Origin of the sequence: Pseudomonas sp. efr-133-TYG-5 (assembly GCF_030209175.1) — a bacterium.
Taxonomy (GTDB): Bacteria; Pseudomonadota; Gammaproteobacteria; order Pseudomonadales; family Pseudomonadaceae; genus Aquipseudomonas.
On sequence record NZ_JARVSM010000004.1, the window covers coordinates 1 to 19895 of the forward strand.

At 61.4% G+C, this 19895-nt stretch carries 22 protein-coding genes; 15 read left to right on the forward strand and 7 right to left on the reverse strand.

Annotated elements, in window-relative coordinates; all coding sequences use genetic code 11:
* Positions 1–622: 622 nt before the first annotated feature.
* Together QRN70_RS14755 and QRN70_RS14760 are read right to left on the reverse strand one after the other, a co-directional pair.
* A complete protein-coding gene (locus QRN70_RS14755) occupies positions 623–1843 on the reverse strand; it encodes a CaiB/BaiF CoA transferase family protein (protein ID WP_285418735.1) in 1221 nt (406 codons plus the stop codon).
* A gap of 13 nt (positions 1844–1856) precedes the next feature.
* Positions 1857–3038, reverse strand: coding sequence for an acyl-CoA dehydrogenase (locus tag QRN70_RS14760; protein WP_285418736.1), 1182 nt, complete (start codon positions 3036–3038; stop codon positions 1857–1859).
* Between the two features lie 158 nt (positions 3039–3196).
* Here QRN70_RS14760 and QRN70_RS14765 point away from each other — a divergent pair, with 158 nt between their 5' ends.
* The 11 genes from QRN70_RS14765 (at position 3197) to QRN70_RS14815 (ending at position 13307) form a co-directional block, all read left to right on the forward strand.
* Positions 3197–4096, forward strand: a complete 900-nt coding sequence (locus QRN70_RS14765) for a LysR family transcriptional regulator (RefSeq protein ID WP_285418737.1) — start codon at positions 3197–3199, stop codon at positions 4094–4096.
* 434 nt (positions 4097–4530) lie between these two features.
* A complete protein-coding gene (locus tag QRN70_RS14770) occupies positions 4531–5652 on the forward strand; it encodes a Re/Si-specific NAD(P)(+) transhydrogenase subunit alpha (protein WP_285418738.1) in 1122 nt (373 codons plus the stop codon).
* Between the two features lie 15 nt (positions 5653–5667).
* Entirely contained in the window at positions 5668–5988 is a 321-nt protein-coding gene (locus tag QRN70_RS14775) for an NAD(P) transhydrogenase subunit alpha part 2 (RefSeq protein WP_003187417.1), read from the forward strand.
* The gene (locus QRN70_RS14780; RefSeq protein WP_285418739.1) at positions 5988–7421 is read left to right on the forward strand and encodes an NAD(P)(+) transhydrogenase (Re/Si-specific) subunit beta; all 1434 of its coding nucleotides are present in this window, start codon (positions 5988–5990) and stop codon (positions 7419–7421) included. The genes QRN70_RS14775 and QRN70_RS14780 overlap by 1 nt, the downstream gene beginning before the upstream one ends.
* A gap of 214 nt (positions 7422–7635) precedes the next feature.
* On the forward strand, positions 7636–9129 hold the full coding sequence (scpC, locus tag QRN70_RS14785) for a succinyl-CoA:acetate CoA-transferase ScpC (RefSeq protein ID WP_285418740.1): 1494 nt from the start codon (positions 7636–7638) through the stop codon (positions 9127–9129).
* Between the two features lie 321 nt (positions 9130–9450).
* Positions 9451–9666: a DUF1127 domain-containing protein gene (locus tag QRN70_RS14790; protein WP_285418741.1), complete on the forward strand. Its 216-nt coding sequence runs from the start codon at positions 9451–9453 to the stop codon at positions 9664–9666.
* A gap of 257 nt (positions 9667–9923) precedes the next feature.
* Positions 9924–10133 carry a YjiS-like domain-containing protein gene (locus QRN70_RS14795; RefSeq protein ID WP_285418742.1) on the forward strand — a complete coding sequence of 70 codons (210 nt, stop codon included), beginning with the start codon at positions 9924–9926 and terminating at the stop codon, positions 10131–10133.
* Between the two features lie 133 nt (positions 10134–10266).
* Entirely contained in the window at positions 10267–10584 is a 318-nt protein-coding gene (locus QRN70_RS14800; RefSeq protein WP_285418743.1) for a DUF2388 domain-containing protein, read from the forward strand.
* Between the two features lie 107 nt (positions 10585–10691).
* The gene (locus QRN70_RS14805; RefSeq protein WP_285418744.1) at positions 10692–11000 is read left to right on the forward strand and encodes a DUF2388 domain-containing protein; all 309 of its coding nucleotides are present in this window, start codon (positions 10692–10694) and stop codon (positions 10998–11000) included.
* Between the two features lie 28 nt (positions 11001–11028).
* On the forward strand, positions 11029–11349 hold the full coding sequence (locus tag QRN70_RS14810; protein WP_285418745.1) for a DUF2388 domain-containing protein: 321 nt from the start codon (positions 11029–11031) through the stop codon (positions 11347–11349).
* Positions 11346–13307, forward strand: a complete 1962-nt coding sequence (locus QRN70_RS14815) for a DUF7844 domain-containing protein (protein ID WP_285418746.1) — start codon at positions 11346–11348, stop codon at positions 13305–13307. Before QRN70_RS14810 ends, QRN70_RS14815 begins: the two co-directional genes overlap by 4 nt.
* Before the next feature lie 94 nt (positions 13308–13401).
* Here QRN70_RS14815 and QRN70_RS14820 read toward each other — a convergent pair whose 3' ends face one another.
* The 3 genes from QRN70_RS14820 to trpB all read right to left on the reverse strand — a co-directional run bounded on the left by QRN70_RS14820 (position 13402) and on the right by trpB (position 16012).
* Complete coding sequence (locus tag QRN70_RS14820) at positions 13402–13845, reverse strand: anti-virulence regulator CigR family protein (RefSeq protein WP_285418747.1); 444 nt, start codon at positions 13843–13845, stop codon at positions 13402–13404.
* A 122-nt stretch (positions 13846–13967) separates the two neighbouring features.
* Complete coding sequence (gene trpA / locus QRN70_RS14825; RefSeq protein ID WP_285418748.1) at positions 13968–14780, reverse strand: tryptophan synthase subunit alpha; 813 nt, start codon at positions 14778–14780, stop codon at positions 13968–13970.
* Entirely contained in the window at positions 14780–16012 is a 1233-nt protein-coding gene (trpB, locus tag QRN70_RS14830; protein WP_285418749.1) for a tryptophan synthase subunit beta, read from the reverse strand. The genes trpA and trpB overlap by 1 nt, the downstream gene beginning before the upstream one ends.
* A 114-nt stretch (positions 16013–16126) precedes the next feature.
* Between trpB and QRN70_RS14835 the strand changes: the two genes are divergently transcribed.
* Positions 16127–17044 carry a LysR family transcriptional regulator gene (locus QRN70_RS14835; protein ID WP_285418750.1) on the forward strand — a complete coding sequence of 306 codons (918 nt, stop codon included), beginning with the start codon at positions 16127–16129 and terminating at the stop codon, positions 17042–17044.
* Here QRN70_RS14835 and QRN70_RS14840 read toward each other — a convergent pair.
* Positions 17017–17343 carry an ElaB/YgaM/YqjD family protein gene (locus tag QRN70_RS14840; protein WP_011331820.1) on the reverse strand — a complete coding sequence of 109 codons (327 nt, stop codon included), beginning with the start codon at positions 17341–17343 and terminating at the stop codon, positions 17017–17019. The two genes, QRN70_RS14835 and QRN70_RS14840, sit on opposite strands and share 28 nt — an antisense overlap.
* 159 nt (positions 17344–17502) lie before the next feature.
* On the opposite strand from QRN70_RS14840, the gene QRN70_RS14845 reads away from it, so the two are divergent.
* A complete protein-coding gene (locus tag QRN70_RS14845) occupies positions 17503–17718 on the forward strand; it encodes a dodecin (RefSeq protein ID WP_027610201.1) in 216 nt (71 codons plus the stop codon).
* A 127-nt stretch (positions 17719–17845) separates the two neighbouring features.
* A complete protein-coding gene (locus QRN70_RS14850; protein ID WP_285418751.1) occupies positions 17846–18070 on the forward strand; it encodes a DUF1161 domain-containing protein in 225 nt (74 codons plus the stop codon).
* 111 nt (positions 18071–18181) lie between these two features.
* Here the strand turns inward: QRN70_RS14850 and QRN70_RS14855 are convergent, their stop codons facing one another.
* A complete protein-coding gene (locus tag QRN70_RS14855) occupies positions 18182–19183 on the reverse strand; it encodes an LLM class flavin-dependent oxidoreductase (protein ID WP_285418752.1) in 1002 nt (333 codons plus the stop codon).
* Between the two features lie 244 nt (positions 19184–19427).
* Between QRN70_RS14855 and QRN70_RS14860 the strand changes: the two genes are divergently transcribed.
* Positions 19428–19859, forward strand: coding sequence for an OsmC family protein (locus QRN70_RS14860; protein WP_285418753.1), 432 nt, complete (start codon positions 19428–19430; stop codon positions 19857–19859).
* The last annotated feature ends 36 nt before the right edge of the window (positions 19860–19895 follow it).

Sequence of the window (19895 nt, forward strand, 5' to 3'; positions counted from 1 at the left end):
AAAACCCTAAACTTGGCTCAGCAATCGTTGGTTACATCTTTGATTTCTCGCGGAGTAACTTGTGATGCTGATAATCTTGTTGACTATCAGTCTGACTCCACAAGCACCCACACGAATTGCTTGATTCAGTTGTTAAAGAGCGGTTGGTTAAGATCTTTCGTCTCAACCGAGGCGCGCATTCTACAGCAGCCTCATTTGCTGTCAAGTGATTATTTTCAGAAGTTTTCGAAGATTTCCTCAACAACTTCAACCACTTGCGCTTCCGATCTCTCGTTAGCGGGAGGCGAATTCTACAGCGTTAATCGCTGCTGTCAACACCTCTTTTTCACCGCTTTCGACCGAGAAGATCGAACCGTTGAAAGCGCTTATAAACCGGCATTTTCAACTCCCTCCAGGCTTCGATGAACTGAAGCAAGCCGCTGTCGAAAACCGTGTAACTCATTGAATCTCAAGGAGTTTTCCGTTTCGACTGCGCCGGAAGTGGGGCGAATTATAGACCTCTGGAATCTGCCGTCAACAGTTAATTTCGCTTTTCTTTCAATAAGTTGCAGATCGATCAAAAAACATCCAATCCCTTCTATATAAAGAGCAAAACCCCTCGCCTTCTATATAGAAGGAATACTCAGAGCACTCCTTCTTCTTTCAATGCGGCCACCGCCCCGGCGCCAAGACCCAGCACCCGCTGCAGAACCTCCAGCGTGTGCTCTCCCAATAGAGGGGGCGCACGACGATACTCGACCGGCGTCTGAGACAACCGAATCGGACTGGCGACCTGCGGCACCATTCCTGCCAGCGCATGGGGCAGCTCGATAGCCAAGCCACGGGATTTGACCTGAGGATCCTCGAACACCTGGGACAGATCGTTGATCGGCCCACACGGCACCCCGGCCTGCTCCAGCTGAGTCACCCACTCGGCGGTGGTCTTGAAGACGGTCGCCTGGCGAATCAGCGGAATCAATACCGCCCGGTTCGCCACCCGCAGCTTATTGGTAGCGAAACGAGGATCATCCGCCCACTGCGGCTGACCGGCCACCTCGGCGAACTTGCGGAACTGGCCGTCATTGCCAACGGTTAGGATGAAGTCACCATCAGCCGTAGGAAAATCCTGATAAGGCACGATATTCGGGTGCGCATTGCCCAGACGCTTTGGTGCATTACCCGTGGTCAGGTAGTTCATCGCCTGGTTGGCCAGACAGGCCACCTGCACATCCAGCAATGCCATATCGATATGCTGCCCACCGCCATCGTGATCACGGTGAGCCAGTGCCGCCAGGATGGCGACCGTCGAATACAGCCCGGTCAGGATGTCGGTCAGCGCCACACCGACTTTCACCGGCCCGGCACCCTCGTCACCCTCCGGGCGCCCGGTGAGGCTCATCAGCCCACCGAGCCCCTGGATCATGAAGTCATAACCCGCCCGCTTGGCATACGGCCCGGTCTGACCGAAACCCGTGATCGAGCAGTAGATCAGATCCGGGTTGATCGCCTTCAGCGACTCATAGTCCAGCCCGTAGGCGGCCAGACCACCGACCTTGAAGTTCTCGATGAGGATGTCGGACTTCGCCGCCAGCTCACGCACCAGCTTCTGCCCTTCGGCGCGCGTGAAGTCGATCGTCACCGATTGCTTGTTACGGTTGGCCGACAGGTAATAAGCCGCCTCGCTGGTGTTCTCGCCATAGGCGTCCTTGAGGAAGGGCGGACCCCAGGCGCGCGTGTCGTCGCCATTGCCCGGACGCTCGACCTTGATCACTTCGGCGCCCAGGTCGGCAAGGATCTGCCCGGCCCACGGGCCGGCCAGCACTCGCGATAAATCCAGTACCCGCAGATGCGACAGCGCGCCCATGGTCGGTCTCCTATTAATAGAACGCTTGCAGACCGGTTTGCGCACGGCCAAGGATCAGCGCGTGAACGTCATGGGTACCTTCATAGGTATTGACCACTTCCAGGTTGACCAGGTGGCGGGCCACGCCGAACTCGTCGGAGATGCCGTTGCCCCCGAGCATGTCGCGAGCCATGCGCGCGATATCCAGCGACTTGCCGCAGGAGTTGCGCTTCATGATCGAGGTGATTTCCACCGCGGCAGTGCCTTCATCTTTCATACGCCCCAGACGCAGGCAGCCTTGCAGGGCCAGGGTGATTTCGGTCTGCATGTCGGCCAGCTTCTTCTGGATCAGTTGAGTGGCCGCCAGTGGGCGACCGAACTGCTGACGATCCAGGGTGTACTGGCGCGCGGTGTGCCAGCAGAACTCGGCCGCGCCCAGCGCGCCCCAGGAGATGCCATAACGGGCGGAGTTGAGGCAGGTGAACGGGCCCTTCAAACCACGCACATCCGGGAAGATGTTCTCCTGCGGCACGAACACGTTGTCCATGACGATCTCACCGGTGATCGACGCACGCAGGCCAACCTTGCCGTGGATGGCCGGAGCACTCAGGCCTTTCCAACCCTTTTCCAGGACGAAGCCACGGATATCGCCGGCATCGTCCTTGGCCCAGACCACGAACACGTCGGCGATCGGGCTGTTGGTGATCCACATCTTGGCGCCAGTGAGGCTGTAGCCGCCTTCGACTTTACGTGCACGCGTAATCATCGCGCCCGGGTCGGAACCGTGGTTCGGCTCGGTCAGGCCGAAGCAGCCGATCCATTCGCCGGACGCCAGTTTCGGCAGGTATTTCTGTTTCTGCGCTTCGGTACCGAATTCGTTGATCGGCACCATCACCAGCGAGGACTGCACGCTCATCATCGAACGGTAGCCGGAGTCGACGCGCTCGACTTCACGGGCAATCAGGCCGTAGCTGACGTAGTTGAGGCCGCTGCCACCGTACTGCTCGGGAATAGTCGCGCCCAGCAAGCCGACCTCACCCATTTCACGGAAGATCGCCGGGTCGGTCTTCTCATGGCGGAACGCCTCGAGGACACGCGGCGCGAGGCTCTGCTGGGCGAACTGCGCGGCGGTGTCGCGAATCATGCGTTCTTCTTCAGTCAGCTGTTGATCCAGCAGCAGGGGATCGATCCAGTTGAAGCTAGCTTTACCGCCCATGGGTGAGTCCTCGCAAATCGGGTGAATTAACGTGGCATTGATCCTAGGCGCGAGCAGCCAAAGCGGCAAACGAGGATTTCGCATCCTGTTGTGCTAATTTCTCACTCCGAAAGGTCGCCAGATGCCTTCCACGCGGCCGATTAGTGAGGTAGACGTACATGCGCCGCAAAATCCCCAGCACCACCGCCCTGATCAGCTTCGAAGCCGCCGCCCGCCACGAAAGCTTTACCCGGGCCGCCGAAGAACTTTCCCTCACCCAGGGTGCGATTTGCCGACAGATCGCCAGCCTTGAAGAGTTCCTCAATGTCGAACTGTTCCGACGCTCGCGCCGCGGTGTGAAGCTGACCGAGGCGGGGCTTTCCTACAGCCGCCGCGTCGCCACCCAACTCGATGCGGTCGAGCGCGACACCCTCTCGGTGATGGGCCAGCAAGGCACCAACGTGATCGAACTGGCGGTGGTGCCAACCTTCGGTACACAGTGGCTGCTGCCGCGGCTCAAGGATTTCCAGCACAAGCATCCGGAAGTGACGGTCAACCTGACCAACCGCACGCGGCCGTTTCTGTTCGCCGATACCGATTTCGATGCAGCGATCTACTTTGGCGATGCCGATTGGTCCGGTACCGAATCCCACAGGCTGATGGGCGAAAATCCGATGCCGGTGTGCAGCCCCGCCCTGCTCGGCAACCAGACGCATCTGAACGCCAGCGAAATCGCCGAACTGCCACTGCTGCAACAGACCACCCGCCCCTACGCGTGGCGGCAGTGGTTCAACCTGCAGCACCTCAACATCCCCCGTGACATGACCGGTCCGCGCTATGAACTATTCTCCATGCTCGCCCAGGCGGCCATGCATGACATGGGCGTGGCGCTGATTCCGCCCTTCCTGATCCAGCGTGAATTGGCGGAAAAACGCCTGGTGATCGCCAATCCCAATGCACTGTCGAGCATCAAGGCGTATTACCTGATGATTCCGGAGCGCAAAGTGGAATCGGCATCACTCAAGGCTTTTCGGGACTGGTTGGTAACCCAGGCACATCGCTACAGCCTAGAAGAATAAAGGCTCACAGCAATTACTAACCCCGTAGTCAGGAAAACCAAAGCCCTACAGATATAAGTATTTGTCGCAAATAGACAGACTGTATACGAAGGTCGTACAGACGTCCCAAAAGCGCCTGTGGACGTGGCTTTGAGCCTCCATTCGCGACTCATTACGACCTATTCACGTCACCGATGAGAAAAATTTGCAGATTCGTCCAGAATCCTTGCAAGGCACGGCCTGCAAGGGATTCAACTGGCCATCTGCGACATTCGGTCACGGCATGACTTGTAGTTAATTTTCCGTCACCCGTCATAATCCCTTGAAGGGCATAAAGTTCGCCTGCAAAATGCCGCGCCCCGCCCTGATTCGGCGGGGTCGTGCTGATCGGCCGCCCCAGTCGCACCATCCGCAGTGCCTGGGTTTACTCAATAAGATCACGCAGGAGATTTGACGTGCACATTGGTGTTCCTCTCGAAACCCAGACCGGTGAAACACGGGTTGCTGCAACCCCGGAAACCATTAAAAAGCTGATCAGCCAAGGTCATAAGGTCACTGTGCAAACCGGCGCCGGCGTCAAAGCCAGTGTTGTCGACAGTGCCTATGAAGCGGCGGGCGCAAGCATTGGCAGTGCCAACGATGCGTTCGGTGCCGAGCTGATTCTCAAAGTGGTCGCCCCCAGCGACGCCGAACTGGCGCTGATCAAGCGCGGCACGGTGCTGGTGGGCATGCTCAACCCCTTCAATAACGAAACCATCGCCAAAATGGCCGAGTGCGGGATTACTGCGTTCGCCCTCGAAGCGGCACCGCGTACCTCGCGGGCGCAGAGTCTCGATGTGTTGTCGTCGCAGGCGAACATTGCCGGCTACAAGGCGGTGTTGCTGGCTGCGCACTACTATCCGCGCTTCATGCCGATGCTGATGACCGCTGCGGGCACCGTGAAAGCGGCGCGCGTGCTGATTCTTGGCGCCGGTGTGGCCGGGTTGCAGGCGATTGCCACGGCGAAACGTCTGGGTGCGGTGATCGAAGCGTCCGACGTGCGTCCGGCCGTGAAGGAACAGATCGAATCCCTCGGCGCCAAGTTCGTCGACGTGCCGTACGAGACCGATGAAGAGCGCGAATGCGCGGTCGGTGTCGGCGGTTACGCACGGCCTATGCCGGCGAGCTGGATGCAGCGTCAGGCTCAGGCCGTGCACGAGCGCGCCAAGCAGGCCGACATTGTCATTACCACCGCCCTGATCCCGGGCCGCAAGGCGCCGACGCTGCTGAGCGCAGACACCGTGGCGCAGATGAAGCCCGGCTCGGTGGTCATCGACCTCGCTGCCGCCCAGGGCGGCAACTGCCCGCTGACCGTGGCCGATCAGGTGGTTGTGGCGAATGGCGTGACTATCGTCGGGCCGACCAACCTCGCTGGTGAAGTCGCCGCAGACGCCTCGGCGCTGTACGCGCGCAACCTGCTGGACTTCCTCAAGCTGGTGTTCACCAAAGAAGGCCAGTTCGACGTCAACCTCGAAGACGACATCGTCGCCGCGTGCCTGATGTGCCGCGACGGCCAAGTCATCCGCAAAAACGCCTAAGCAGGGATTCAGACGATGGAAGAGCTTATCTCCCCCGGTATCTACAACCTGATCATCTTCGTGCTGGCGATTTATGTCGGCTACCACGTGGTCTGGAACGTTACACCTGCGCTGCACACTCCGCTGATGGCGGTGACCAATGCCATCTCCGCCATCGTGATTGTCGGCGCCATGCTCGCGGCGGCCCTCACCGTCACGCCGCTGGGCAAGACCATGGGTACCCTCGCCGTGGCCCTCGCCGCGGTCAATGTGTTCGGTGGCTTCCTGGTCACCCGGCGCATGCTTGAGATGTTCAAGAAGAAAGCCCCAAAAGTAAAAGAAGAGGCGCCGAAGTAATGAGCATGAACCTCGTCACGACGCTCTACCTGATCGCGTCGATCTGCTTCATCCAGGCCCTCAAAGGCCTGTCGCACCCGACCACGTCGCGCCGCGGCAACCTGTTCGGCATGCTGGGCATGGCGCTGGCCATCCTCACCACCGTCGGCCTGATCTACAAGCTCGGCGCTGAGCTGGCCACGGCCGGTATCGGCTACGTGATTGTCGGCCTGCTGATCGGCGGCACCGCCGGTTCGATCATGGCCAAGCGCGTGGAAATGACCAAGATGCCGGAACTGGTCGCTTTCATGCACAGCATGATCGGCCTGGCGGCGGTGTTCATCGCGATCGCTGCCGTGGTCGAGCCGCAGTCGCTGGGCATCGTCAAGCAACTGGGCGATTCGATCCCGGCGGGTAACCGTCTGGAGCTGTTCCTCGGCGCGGCGATTGGTGCAATCACGTTCTCCGGTTCGGTGATCGCCTTCGGCAAGCTGTCGGGCAAGTACAAGTTCCGCCTGTTTCAGGGTGCGCCGGTACAGTTCGCCGGTCAGCACAAGCTGAACGCCGTCCTGGGCCTGGCGACACTGGTGCTGGGCGTGACCTTCATGCTCACCGGCAACCTCGCCGCGTTCGCGCTGATGCTGGCCCTGGCCTTCGTCATGGGCGTGCTGATCATCATCCCGATCGGCGGTGCCGACATGCCGGTGGTGGTGTCGATGCTCAACAGCTATTCCGGTTGGGCGGCGGCGGGTATCGGCTTCTCGCTGAACAACTCGATGCTGATCATCGCTGGCTCGCTGGTGGGTTCGAGCGGTGCGATCCTCTCGTACATCATGTGCAAGGCGATGAACCGTTCCTTCTTCAATGTGCTGCTGGGCGGCTTCGGCAATACCGCAGACGCAGGGCCTGCTGGCGCGAAAGAGGCGCGTCCGGTGAAATCCGGTTCGGCCGACGACGCGACCTTCCTGCTGACCAACGCCGACACCGTGATCATCGTTCCGGGTTACGGCCTGGCGGTGGCCCGTGCGCAGCATGCGCTGAAGGAGCTGACCGAAAAGCTGACCCACCACGGCGTGACCGTGAAGTACGCGATTCACCCAGTGGCCGGGCGCATGCCGGGTCACATGAACGTACTGCTGGCCGAGGCCGAAGTGCCGTACGACCAGGTGTTCGAGATGGAAGACATCAACTCCGAGTTCGGCCAGGCCGACGTGGTGCTGGTGCTCGGCGCGAACGACGTGGTCAACCCGGCCGCCAAGAACGATCCGAAATCGCCGATTGCCGGCATGCCGATTCTCGAAGCGTTCAAGGCCAAGACCATCATCGTCAACAAGCGCTCCATGGCCAGCGGCTATGCGGGTCTGGACAACGAACTGTTCTACCTGGACAAGACCATGATGGTGTTCGGCGACGCCAAGAAAGTCATCGAAGACATGGTCAAAGCGGTCGAGTAACCCTCGCCAGCAATGCACAACGCCCCGACTCGTCGGGGCGTTTTTGTTTGCGCAAACCGTCGGACAATTTGCCGCGTTGTTGCAGATCCGGTAACGGTGTTTTACTGGAAACCCGCGAAATAGACGCCTCGTTTGCGACCTTGGTAGCGGGACAGGCGCCCGCGAAATTCACTAGACTGCGCATCCTGCTACTCGCTGCCCGAGATAATAATCCATGTACCGTGACCGTATTCGCCTGCCTTCGTTGTTGGACAAAGTGATGAGCGCCGCCGACGCAGCCGCTCTGATTGAAGACGGCATGACCGTCGGCATGAGCGGTTTCACCCGCGCCGGCGAAGCCAAGGCTGTCCCTCATGCGCTGGCCGAACGGGCCAAGGTCACGCCGCTGAAGATCAGCCTGATGACCGGCGCCAGCCTGGGCAACGACCTCGACAAGCAACTGACCGAGGCCGGCGTGCTGTCGCGGCGCATGCCGTTCCAGGTCGACAGCACCCTGCGCAAGGCAATCAATGCCGGCGAAGTGATGTTCATCGACCAGCACCTGTCCGAGACCGTCGAACAACTGCGCAACCAGCAATTGAAGCTGCCGGACATCGCCGTGATCGAAGCCGTGGCCATTACCGAGCTGGGGCACATCGTGCCGACCACGTCGGTGGGCAACTCGGCGAGCTTCGCGATTTTCGCCAAACAGGTGATCGTCGAGATCAACCTGGCGCACAACGCCAATCTCGAAGGCCTGCATGACATCTATATCCCGACCTATCGCCCGACCCGCACGCCGATCCCGCTGGTAAAAGTCGATGACCGTATCGGCAGCACCGCGATCCCGATTCCGCCGGAGAAGATCGTTGCCATCGTCGTCACCCAGCAACCGGACTCGCCGTCCACCGTGCTGCCGCCGGACGCCGACACCAAAGCCATCGCCGATCACCTGATCGCGTTCTTCAAGCAGGAAGTCGACGGCGGGCGCATGACCAACAAGCTCGGCCCGTTGCAGGCCGGCATCGGCAGCATTGCCAACGCAGTGATGTGCGGGCTGATCGACTCGCCGTTCGAAGACCTGACCATGTACTCCGAAGTGCTGCAGGATTCGACCTTCGACCTCATCGATGCCGGCAAGCTGAGCTTTGCCTCGGGCAGCTCGATCACCCTGTCGGAGCGGCGCAACAGCGACGTGTTCGGCAACCTGGAGAAATACAAAGACAAGCTGGTGCTGCGTCCGCAGGAGATCTCCAACCATCCGGAAGTGGTCCGGCGCCTGGGCATCATCGGCATCAACACCGCGCTGGAGTTCGACATCTATGGCAACGTCAACTCTACCCACGTCTGCGGCACGCGGATGATGAACGGCATCGGTGGCTCCGGCGACTTCGCGCGCAATGCGCACCTGGCGGTCTTCGTGACCAAATCGATTGCCAAGGGCGGCGCGATCTCCAGCGTGGTGCCGATGGTCAGCCACGTCGACCATACCGAGCATGACGTCGACATCCTCGTGACCGAGGTGGGCCTGGCCGACCTGCGTGGCCTGGCGCCGCGGGAGCGAGCTCGCGCCATCATCGACAACTGTGTACACCCGGACTACCGCCAGGCGCTGGACGATTACTTCACCGCTGCCTGCGCCATTGGCGGCCATACCCCGCACATCCTGCGGGACGCGCTGAGCTGGCACATGAATCTGGAAGAAACCGGACGCATGCTCGCGGTGTAATCCGCACAGATCATCCGCTGACGCAAACACAGTTTTCGCCAGCGGATACTTGCAACCCTCCCACTTGTCAAAAACTGTACTGCTGTACCGGTGTTTTCCTACAGCATTTACCTATCACTCTGGCTAAACTGCGCAAAAATGCACCAATAACGTGCAGACAAGTACAGTTGGCGCTTTTTTGACCCGTACACCCCCTATAAACAGTTAACTGGTCACTCACAATACATATGAACTGTATCTACAGTGACTGGCCAAACGAGAGGATCATGGGCACCAGTTAAACCACTACCTAATCCCGCCACAAGCGGAAGGATGTCAACCATGGAACGTACACTCAGTTCCGAACTGTTCTTCGAAGACAAAGCTGCAAAAACCCAAGCTTCCCTGCCTCTGCGCGTTATCGCCAACCTGATGCTGTGGCAACGCCGCATTACCAGCCGCCACCAACTGGCTCGTCTGGATTCGCGCCTGCTGGCTGATGCCGGTATCAGCGAAGCACAACGCTACGAAGAGCTGAGCAAGCCGTTCTGGCGCTAAGTAGCGTCGCTGGCTCTGGTCGCTAGACCCACCGCCAGCAACCCGAATTGAACAAACAAGGCCCGTCGCGGGAAACCGCGACGGGCCTTGTCGTTTTGGACGCGGAAAAGTACCCGCACACGTGCCGGCGCTCGAGATAGGTACAGTTATAAATAAATCAAAATTGGACCAGTACAATTACCTGTAAGTGTATCTGCTCTGCTCTCTGTTTCAGGCTCAACATGACCTTGCCATGCAACCAGCCAAAGGATTCGGTCATGAATGACTTACAGGATGTTTCAAGAATTTCCCTCCAGCACCCCGCGCGCCCATCCGCGCTGCGCCGCCTGCTCAGTGGCCTGTGGCAAGGCCTGGAGCGTGCCAGGACACGACGGCTGCTGGCTCGGCTCGATGCGCGAGACCTGGCGGATCTGGGCCTGAACCACGCCGACCGGCTCAACGAACTGCGCAAGCCCTTCTGGCGCTAGCACTCTGCCCTCTGTGCGAACCCCGCGCGCAGGCCTAATATCCCCTGCAGAACGTGGCGAATGCTGTGCGACTGGCGTCTGACTCCCAGACACCGTGCCACCTCTCAATACGGATCATCACAGGAGTTAACCCATGTCCCGTCTTCGCCTGCTCAGCGCTGCCGCCCTGCTGGCCGTGGCCGCCAACGCGAGCGCTTCCAGCTTCATCGTCACCACCGACGCGGTGGTCGGCGCACTCAAGTCCTCTTCCGATGCCACCTCCGATGTCACTTCGTCGTTCCGTGACGACAAGATCGTCCTGGCCGCCCGTGACGACGCCGCCAGCTTCGTCGCCAGCCAGGGTGAAATCCGTGGGGTGAAACTGGAAAGCGCGCTGGATCACATCCGTCACAAGGCGCCACAACTGAATGCAAGCGACGCGCAGTTGGCCCAGGCCATCCTGACGATCTAAGCGCCAGCGGCATCGCGGGACACGCCGGTCGTGTCCCGATGTTTCGGCACTGGCTCTAGCCCGGGCATTGCGCTAGCCTTCGGGCTCGCCATCAGCTTCCGAGTCTCATGCGTTCTCTTCCAAATTTGCTCATCCCCTGCGTTCTGCTGACAGCCTGCTGGGCCACATCGGTGGATGCCTTTGATGTCTCGACGCAGAACACCGTGGTCAGCGGTTATGCCACCAGCATGGTGTCTTCTGCGCCTTTCGACCGTAAACTGCTGCTCGCCGCACACGACGATGCCGCGGCCTTCGTTGCCAGTGACGGCCAACTGCGTGGCGCTCAGCTGGAATCCGCGTTGCATTACCTGCGCAAATCCCGGCCGAAACTTCATGTCAGCGACCTTGAACTGGCACAGGCAATTCTCGTCCAATAGTTATCCTTGTCCCCTCCGGAGTCGTTCCATGCGTAGCCCGCTGATTGCTGCCGCCCTTGGCCTGCTGTTGTTGGCCGATATGGCCCAGGCGCACACCCTGGTAGCCACCAGTAACATCATCGTTCGTGCCTCCCAGCGCACCATTGATTTCACGTCCGATACCACCACGTCGATCCGCGATTCGAAAATCATCCGCGACGCCCATGACGACGCTGCCAGCTTCGTCGCCAGCAACGGCGATATCCGTGGCGCGCACCTCGAAGCCGCTTTCAATACCTTGCGCACGCGCGTGCCGGAAGCCCGCGATGCCAGTGACCAGGTACTCGCCGAAGCCATCCTCGCACTGTGAAGTCAATCGGTGCCTGGCTGCTGGCCGGGACGCTGTTGCTGCTTGGCAACAGCGCCCACGCCAGCCTGCAATTGCGGCTCAAGACCGACGGTCTGAGCCCGGCCCAGCAGCAGGCCAGCCAGGCGCTGCTCGATGAAGCCATGCAGGCGTTGCCGCCGAGCTTCATCGAGCGCCTGGACCGGCGCATCGATGTCGGCTGGACCGACGACATGCCCGCCAATGCCTACGGCCAGGCCACGCTGGTCGCCGAGCTCGACCTCAACCGCAGGCTGCTCGCCGGCCTCACCGATGGCAGCGCGGCCCGGGAACAGACCCATCGCCCGCATGGCACCGTGCGCAAGGAACTGCTGGCCACGGTGCTGCACGAAATCACCCACATTTATGACCGCGCCCGGTTGTGGCCGGCCGCCGAACGCACGCTGATCCAGCGTTGCACCCGGCGCAGCAACAGCGCCGGGCTGGTCGGCATCCCCGACGAGTGTCGCGGTCAGAACGGACGACGCTTCACCCTCAGCGACGATCCGCGCCTGCTCGACCTCGCGGGCTGGCAGCAATACGTCGGCCGCCGTGGCGAACGCGAGCAGCACAACCGGCAGATTGCCCGCAGCCCGGACCTCTACGAGATTTCCAGTCCGAAAGAGTTTGTTGCGGTCAACATGGAGTACTTCCTCCTCGACCCGAGCTACGCCTGCCGCCGCCCGGCGCTGTATCGCTATTACCAGGAGCACTTCGGCTGGGCGCCGCCGGCCAAGGACAGCTGCAGCCAGTCGTTCGCCTTCCTCAACGCCGGCAACGATTTCGCCAAGCAGCCGCTGGGCCAGGTCGATCCGGAGCGGGTGTATGCCGTCGACTACCTGCTGGCCGAGGCCAACCAGAACTGGGTCAGCCGCTGGGGCCACAGCATGCTGCGCCTGGTGATCTGTGCGCCGGGACGCCCGCGCGGGCCGGATTGCCGACTGGATCTGGACCAGCACCTGGTGCTGTCGTACCGCGCCTTCGTCGGCGATGTGCAGCTGTCGAGCTGGGACGGCCTGGTCGGCAAATACCCGTCACGGCTGTTCGTCCTGCCCCTGGCGCAGGTGATCGACGAATACACCAAGACCGAACTGCGCAGCCTCGCGTCCGTACCGCTGAAGCTGTCGCGCAAGGAAATCGAGGACGTGGTCGAGCACGCTGCCGAGATGCACTGGAGCTACGACGGCAACTACTTCTTCCTGTCCAACAACTGCGCGGTGGAGAGCCTGAAACTACTGCGCAGCGGCAGCAACAACGCGCAGCTCACTGGCCTCGACAGCATCATGCCCAACGGTCTGCTGGAGGTGCTCAAGGGCCGAGGCCTAGCCGACACCAGCGTGCTCGACAACCCGAAGGAAGCCCTGCGCCTGGGCTACCGCTTCGACTCGTTCCGCGATCGCTATCAGGCGATGTTCGATGTGCTGAAAAAGCAGTTGCCGATCCGCCAGACCAGTGTCGAGGAGTGGTTGTCGCTGACCGCCGAGGAACGCCGGCCATGGTTCGAGAAGGCCGACCTGCGCACCAGCGCGGCACTGTTGTTGCTGGAACAGGCAAGTTTCCGCCGTCAGTTGCTGCTGGCCCAGGACGAGGTCAAGCAGCGCTACCTCGGCGCTCGGGAACTGGAGAACGGCGGCATGGACAAGGCCAACGCGACCCTGCAGGAGATTCTCGCCAACAGCGGCTTCCTCAGTCGCCCGGCGGAACTGCTCGACTCCCGCGGCTACGGCTTGCCGCAGCCCAGCGAGTTCAACCGCCTGCAAGCGGAAAGCAGCGAACGGCAGAAGAAACTGCTGGCGCTGAGCGGCGATCTCGACAAGGAAGTGCGGGCGCTGCTGGAGCCGAAACGGGCGGCGGAGATTGCCGCCAACGAGGGCAACGTCAAGCAGATCGGTGAGCACCTGCGCAAACTGCACAAGGCTTCGGGCGGGTTGGAGTTGCCTTGAAAGCAAAAGATCGCCGCCTGCACCAGCGCCTGCACGGAGTGGGTAAATCCCCTGCAGAAGCTGGCGCAAGCGGCGATCTTTTTTTACCCGACGATCAGTACAGAACACCTTCCAGAATTTCATAGACGATCCCGGTACCTACCGCGATCAGCACGATGTCGCCTCCGGCCCGGCGCCATTCGTAGCCCGGGTAATACGGCAGGCGCCCGAGCGCGCGGTTATCCAGACGCTCGCCGTAGTAGCCGTGCGGCAACGGCCGGCCACGTTCCAGATGAAGCCCTGGCGGTGGTGGCGCGCCACGTACGAAGTAGCCGTGGTTGTCACGAATCACCTGGCGCACCGGGCCGAAGTCGCGCGGCGGCGGGCCGCCGCGGTGATCGTTCGGCGGGCCTCGGTGGTCATCGCCACGATTGTCGTAGTGGCCCTGCTGCGGGCCGCCGTGGTCGTGATCGTCGCGCGGGTCGGCGCTGGCCAGCAGCGGTGTCGCGCTGATCATCAGCACGCCCAGACTGGCAATCAGACGTTTCGGCATTTTCATCGGGTTTTTCCTCACTGCACTGACAGCAAAAAGGGATTCAGAACGTGGTCCTGAATCCCTCGGTCTTGCTCGATTAGTCTGTGCCGCGAGGTGCTAATTCCTCTGTATCAGGAACTTTACCTTCAGCTGACGCGGGCCTTACGCACGCCTTCGGACAGCGCCGAACACAGGCTCAGCACGCCGTCGATGGCCTGCTCCGGCGTGGTCGCATTGGCGATGTGGTCGATCAGCGCCGACCCCACCACCACGCCATCCGCCAGACGGGCGATGGACGCCGCCTGCTCGGGGGTGCGGATACCGAAACCGATGCTGATCGGCAGGTCGGTGTGGCGACGCAGGCGCGCCACGGCTTCCTCGACGTGTTCCAGGGTTGCCGCACCGGCACCGGTGACACCGGCGACCGACACGTAATAGACAAACCCGGAGCTGCCATTGAGCACTTTCGGCAGGCGCACGTCGTCGGTGGTCGGTGTGGTCAGGCGAATGAAGTCGATGCCGGCGGCCTGGGCCGGGTCGCACAGCTCGGCGTTGTGCTCTGGCGGCATGTCGACCACGATCAGACCATCGACACCGGCGTCCTTGGCCTCGGCGATGAAGCGCTCGACGCCGAACTTGTGGATCGGGTTGAAGTAGCCCATCAGCACCAGCGGCGTGTCGCGGTTGTCTTCGCGGAACTCGCGAACCATCTGCAGGGTTTTCGCCAGGTTCTGCCTGGCGCCCAAGGCGCGGATGTTGGCCAACTGGATGGCCGGGCCATCGGCCATCGGGTCGGTGAACGGCATGCCCAGTTCGATCACGTCGGCACCCGCTTTCGGCAGCCCCTTGAGGATCGCCAGCGACGTCGCGTAGTCCGGGTCACCGGCGGTGACGAAGGTCACCAGCGCGGCGCGGTTCTGTTGCTTGAGTTCGGCAAAACGGGATTGCAGGCGGCTCATCAGTGTTTCTCCTGCTTGGACTGTTCCATGTGATGCATGACGGTCTGCATGTCTTTGTCGCCACGACCCGAGAGGTTGACCACCATTAGGTGATCCTTCGGCAGGTTCGGCGCGCGTTTGAATACTTCGGCCAGGGCATGGGCGCTTTCCAGCGCCGGGATGATGCCTTCGAGGCGGCAGCACTGGTGGAACGCCGCGAGGGCTTCATCGTCGGTCACCGAGGTGTACTGGACGCGGCCGATGTCATGCAACCAGGCGTGTTCCGGGCCGATGCCCGGGTAGTCCAGGCCGGCGGAAATCGAGTGGGCGTCGATGATCTGGCCATCGTCGTCCTGCAACAGGAAGGTACGGTTGCCGTGCAGCACGCCCGGGACGCCGCCATTGAGGCTGGCCGCGTGCTTGCCGGTTTCAATGCCGTAGCCGGCGGCTTCGACGCCGATGATCTCGACGCTCTGGTCGTCAAGGAACGGGTGGAACAGGCCCATGGCGTTGGAACCACCACCGATGCACGCCACCAGGCTGTCCGGCAGACGACCTTCCTGGGCCTGCAACTGCTCGCGGGTTTCCTTGCCGATCACGGCCTGGAAGTCGCGGACCATCGCCGGGTACGGGTGTGGACCGGCCACGGTGCCAATCAGGTAGAAGGTGCTGTCGACGTTGGTCACCCAGTCACGCAGCGCTTCGTTCATCGCATCTTTCAGGGTACCGGTACCGGCGACCACCGGGATCACTTCGGCACCCAGCAGCTTCATGCGGAACACGTTGGCCTGCTGACGCTCGATGTCGGTGGTGCCCATGTAGATCACGCAATCCAGACCGAAGCGTGCGGCCACGGTGGCGGTCGCCACGCCGTGCATGCCGGCGCCGGTCTCGGCGATGATGCGTTTCTTGCCCATGCGCCGCGCCAGCAGGATCTGGCCGATGCAGTTGTTGATCTTGTGCGCGCCGGTGTGGTTCAGCTCTTCGCGCTTGAGGTAGATCTTGGCGCCGCCGCAGAACTCGGTCAGGCGTTCGGCGAAATACAGCGGGCTGGGACGACCGACATAATCACGCTGGAAGTACGCCAGCTCTTCCTTGAACGCCGGATCTTCCTTGGCCACTTCGTATTCGCGGGCCAGATCGAGGATCAACGGCATCAGGGTTTCGGCGACATAACGGCCGCCAAACGCGCCGAACAGGCCGTTGTCGTCCGGGCCGTTGCGCAGGTCAGAGGTGTGCGAAGTCTGGGTCATGGTTTGCTCCAGGTGAATTCGGGTCAGAAGACAATGGCGTTCACTCTACCCCTGACCTTCTATGCTGAAAACCGATAAGATCGCCGCAACCTGTCAGGAAAACTCACAGATACCATGAGCCACGATCTCCCCCCGCTGAACGCCTTGCGCGCCTTCGAGGCCACCGCCCGGCTCAACAGCGTCAGTCAGGCCGCCGAGCAATTGCATGTGACCCACGGGGCGGTCAGTCGACAGTTGAAGGTGCTGGAAGAACACCTCGGCGTCAGCCTGTTCGTCAAGGACGGACGCGGCTTGAAACTCACAGATGCCGGGGTACGCCTGCGCGACGCCAGCAGCGAAGCCTTCGACCGTCTGCGCAACGTCTGCGCCGAACTCACCCAGGACAGCGCCGACGCCCCGTTCGTGCTCGGCTGTTCCGGCAGCCTGCTGGCGCGCTGGTTCATTCCACGGCTGGGACGCTTGAATGCCGATCTGCCGGACTTGCGCCTGCATCTCTCGGCGGGTGAAGGCGATCTCGATCCGCGCCGGCCGGGGCTGGATGCGCTGCTGCTGTTCGCCGAACCGCCCTGGCCGGCAGACATGCAGGTCTACGAACTGGCCAGCGAGCGCATCGGTCCGGTCATCAGCCCGTTGTTCAGCGGCTATCAGCGCCTGCAAGCGGCACCTGCCGCGGCCCTGCTCAGCGAACCGTTGCTGCATACCACGTCACGGCCGCAGGCCTGGCCAAGCTGGGCACGACAAAGCGGCCTCGACGCCAGGGCGTTGAAGTTCGGGCAGGGTTTCGAGCATTTGTATTACTTGCTGGAGGCGGCAGTCGCCGGTCTCGGCGTGGCCATCGCGCCCGAACCGCTGGTGGCGGAGGACTTGAAGGCCGGGCGCCTGGTTGCGCCATGGGGCTTCAGCGAAACCCCGGCGCAACTGGCGTTGTGGCTACCCAAGCGCGCCGCGGACGGGCGCGCCAGGCAACTGGCGCAGTGGCTCAGGAACGAGCTGCGCCAGGCAGATCACTCGCCGCGCTTGAACAGCAGGTAAGCGGCCAGCAGACCCAACGCACCCACGGCCACACCGGCCGTCGTCCACGGATGTTCCTGTGCGTAATCGCGGGTGGCGATGCCGGTCTCGCGGGTTTTCACTTTGACTTCTTCATAAGCATCGCTGAGCAGGCTGCGCGAATGTTTCAGCGCGCTCTCGGCATTGCTTTTCAGCGCCTTGAGGGTCTTGCGCGACTCGTCCGAAGCGTCATCCTTCAGGCTTTCCAACGACTTGAGCAGACTCTCGATCTCCGCTTCCATGCTTTGCAATGAGGCTTTACGTAAAGAGGTGTTGGCCATGGTGGCTCTCCTGCATTGGTGATGAGTGGCGTGTGTTGGTTGGGACTTCAGCGGTTCGAGAAAGTGCAGAAAATCTGAACTTCGCTTGCCGCGCAAGCGACCAAATCAACACCGCTATTCACTGCTAGGCTGTATTTCAGCCACCCCAAGGAGAACGCTATGAGTGATCATCACACGTACAAGAAAGTCGAGCTGGTCGGTTCGTCCACCAGCAGCATCGAAGACGCCATCAACAACGCGCTGGCCGAAGCGAACAAAAGCATCAAGCATCTGGAATGGTTTGAAGTGGTGGAGACCCGCGGCCACATCAAGGACGGCAAGGCTGCCCATTTTCAGGTGACCCTGAAAGTCGGGTTCCGGATTGCCAGCAGCTGAGTTTGGTCTACGCTTCTGAACTTGCGCGCTGGCCGAGTGCCATAGGAATGGCAAAGCGCTACAGGGTGAGCGCATCGGGCCATTGCTCGATGCCCGCCTCTTTTAATCCGACCAGGGAGTGCGACCGATGAAGAAGTTCATGTTGGCTATTGGGTTGTTGAGCCTTGCCGGGGGTGCATTCGCTGCTGGCAAGCCGTGTGAAGAGCTGAAGGCCGAAATCGCGGCCAAGCTCGATGCCAAGGGCGTTTCCGGTTATTCGCTGGAGGTTGTCGATAAGGGTGCAGCCGCTGACGGCAAGGTCGTCGGCACATGTGAAGGCGGCGCCAAGGAAATCGTCTACAAACGCGGTTGATCGCGCCTGAAATGCAAAAGCCGACGCGAAAGCGTCGGCTTTTTTGTGGGCGACAGGCTCTCCCTGCAGGAGTGAGCCTGCTCGCTCCTGCAGGGGATCAGCGCCGAGACATCAGCCCTTCATGACCTGCGCCAGCAGCTCGTAGGAATGCAGGCGATCGGCGTGTTCGTACAGATCGCAGGTAAAAATCAGCTCGTCGGCCTGAGTCTGCTCGATCAGCACTTCGAGCCGCGCCCGGATCTTCTGCGGGCTGCCGACCATCGCCAGACCGAGGAAATCGCCCACCGCTTCGCGCTCATGCGGCAGCCACAGGCCGTCCATGGATTTCACCGGCGGACGCTGCACCAGACTCTGCCCACGCATCAGCGCGAGAATGCGCTGGTAGACCGAGGTGGCCAGGTAATCGGCCTGCTCATCGGTATCCGCCGCCACCAGGGGCACACCGAGCATCACGTACGGCTTGTCGAGCACCGCCGACGGCTTGAAGTGGTTACGGTAGACGCGAATCGCCTCGTGCATGAAGCGCGGGGCGAAGTGCGAGGCGAAGGCGTAGGGCAAACCGCGCTCACCGGCCAGTTGGGCGCTGAACAGGCTCGAGCCGAGCAACCAGATCGGCACGTTGGTGCCGCTGCCCGGCATCGCGATCACCCGCTGGTCCGGGGTGCGCGGGCCGAGGAAGCGCGCCAGTTCGGCGACATCTTCGGGGAAATCGTCGGCACTGCCCGAGCGCTCGCGGCGCAGGGCACGGGCGGTCATCTGATCGGAGCCGGGCGCACGCCCCAGGCCCAGGTCGATGCGCCCCGGGTACAGGCTCTCGAGGGTGCCGAACTGCTCGGCGATCACCAGCGGCGCATGGTTGGGCAGCATTACCCCCCCGGAACCGACGCGGATGGTCGACGTGCCGCCGGCCAGATACCCGAGCAACACCGACGTCGCCGAGCTGGCGATGCCGTCCATATTGTGGTGCTCGGCGACCCAGAAGCGGGTGTAGCCGAGTTTCTCGACATGCTGCGCCAGGTCCAGCGAGTTGCGCAGCGACTGGGCCGGGCTGCCGTTCTCACGGACCGGCACCAGGTCGAGCGTGGAAAATTTTACGTCGGACAGTTGCTTCATAAACCTGCTTCTCCGAGTGAGGACGCAGGTTTGTTGTTTTGCCAAGGCAAACCTGCCGAATTCATAAGCGTGTTCTGTGCAATAAGGGCATATACCCGAGTTTCAATAGCCACGGTGAAATTTCCTACTAAATAAGTCAACGATTCACCTCGGCTGAACTTTGTCCGAGCGTCTATCCTCAGAAGCCTTGCAAGGAAAAACCACGACGGCGCGGCGTTTCGCGCCTGACTACGAGGAGGCACACATGGCTATCGTGAAAAAGGCATCCGCACATTGGGAAGGTGACCTGAAAACCGGCATCGGCTCGATTTCCACCGAAACCGGCGTCCTGCGCGAAGCCCCCTACGGCTTCAAGGCGCGCTTTGAAGGCGGCAAGGGCACCAACCCGGAAGAACTGATCGGCGCGGCCCATGCCGGCTGCTTCTCCATGGCCTTTTCGATGATTCTCGGCGACGCCGGGCTCAAGGCCGACAGCATCGACACCCAGGCCGAGGTCACCCTCGACCAGTTCGACGGCGGCTTTGCCATCACCGCGGTGAAACTGATCCTCAAGGCGAAAATACCCGGTGCGACCCAGGCGCAGTTCGAAGAGCTGAGCAACAAGGCCAAGGAAGGTTGCCCGGTATCGAAGGTGTTGAACGCGAAGATCAGCCTCGACGCGTCCCTGGTCAGCTGACTGGCTTGAGCAGGATCAGAACCCGCCAGGCAAAAC

Bases quoted from the DNA above. Each gene is read 5' to 3' on its own strand.
- QRN70_RS14755 (WP_285418735.1), bottom strand. From the start codon at position 1,843: ATGGGCGCGCTGTCGCATCTGCGGGTACTGGATTTATCGCGAGTGCTG.
- QRN70_RS14760 (WP_285418736.1), bottom strand. From the start codon at position 3,038: ATGGGCGGTAAAGCTAGCTTCAACTGGATCGATCCCCTGCTGCTGGAT.
- QRN70_RS14765 (WP_285418737.1), top strand. From the start codon at position 3,197: ATGCGCCGCAAAATCCCCAGCACCACCGCCCTGATCAGCTTCGAAGCC.
- QRN70_RS14775 (WP_003187417.1), top strand. From the start codon at position 5,668: ATGGAAGAGCTTATCTCCCCCGGTATCTACAACCTGATCATCTTCGTG.
- QRN70_RS14780 (WP_285418739.1), top strand. From the start codon at position 5,988: ATGAGCATGAACCTCGTCACGACGCTCTACCTGATCGCGTCGATCTGC.
- scpC (WP_285418740.1), top strand. From the start codon at position 7,636: ATGTACCGTGACCGTATTCGCCTGCCTTCGTTGTTGGACAAAGTGATG.
- QRN70_RS14790 (WP_285418741.1), top strand. From the start codon at position 9,451: ATGGAACGTACACTCAGTTCCGAACTGTTCTTCGAAGACAAAGCTGCA.
- QRN70_RS14795 (WP_285418742.1), top strand. From the start codon at position 9,924: ATGAATGACTTACAGGATGTTTCAAGAATTTCCCTCCAGCACCCCGCG.
- QRN70_RS14800 (WP_285418743.1), top strand. From the start codon at position 10,267: ATGTCCCGTCTTCGCCTGCTCAGCGCTGCCGCCCTGCTGGCCGTGGCC.
- QRN70_RS14805 (WP_285418744.1), top strand. From the start codon at position 10,692: ATGCGTTCTCTTCCAAATTTGCTCATCCCCTGCGTTCTGCTGACAGCC.
- QRN70_RS14810 (WP_285418745.1), top strand. From the start codon at position 11,029: ATGCGTAGCCCGCTGATTGCTGCCGCCCTTGGCCTGCTGTTGTTGGCC.
- QRN70_RS14820 (WP_285418747.1), bottom strand. From the start codon at position 13,845: ATGAAAATGCCGAAACGTCTGATTGCCAGTCTGGGCGTGCTGATGATC.
- trpA (WP_285418748.1), bottom strand. From the start codon at position 14,780: ATGAGCCGCCTGCAATCCCGTTTTGCCGAACTCAAGCAACAGAACCGC.
- trpB (WP_285418749.1), bottom strand. From the start codon at position 16,012: ATGACCCAGACTTCGCACACCTCTGACCTGCGCAACGGCCCGGACGAC.
- QRN70_RS14835 (WP_285418750.1), top strand. From the start codon at position 16,127: ATGAGCCACGATCTCCCCCCGCTGAACGCCTTGCGCGCCTTCGAGGCC.
- QRN70_RS14840 (WP_011331820.1), bottom strand. From the start codon at position 17,343: ATGGCCAACACCTCTTTACGTAAAGCCTCATTGCAAAGCATGGAAGCG.
- QRN70_RS14845 (WP_027610201.1), top strand. From the start codon at position 17,503: ATGAGTGATCATCACACGTACAAGAAAGTCGAGCTGGTCGGTTCGTCC.
- QRN70_RS14850 (WP_285418751.1), top strand. From the start codon at position 17,846: ATGAAGAAGTTCATGTTGGCTATTGGGTTGTTGAGCCTTGCCGGGGGT.
- QRN70_RS14855 (WP_285418752.1), bottom strand. From the start codon at position 19,183: ATGAAGCAACTGTCCGACGTAAAATTTTCCACGCTCGACCTGGTGCCG.
- QRN70_RS14860 (WP_285418753.1), top strand. From the start codon at position 19,428: ATGGCTATCGTGAAAAAGGCATCCGCACATTGGGAAGGTGACCTGAAA.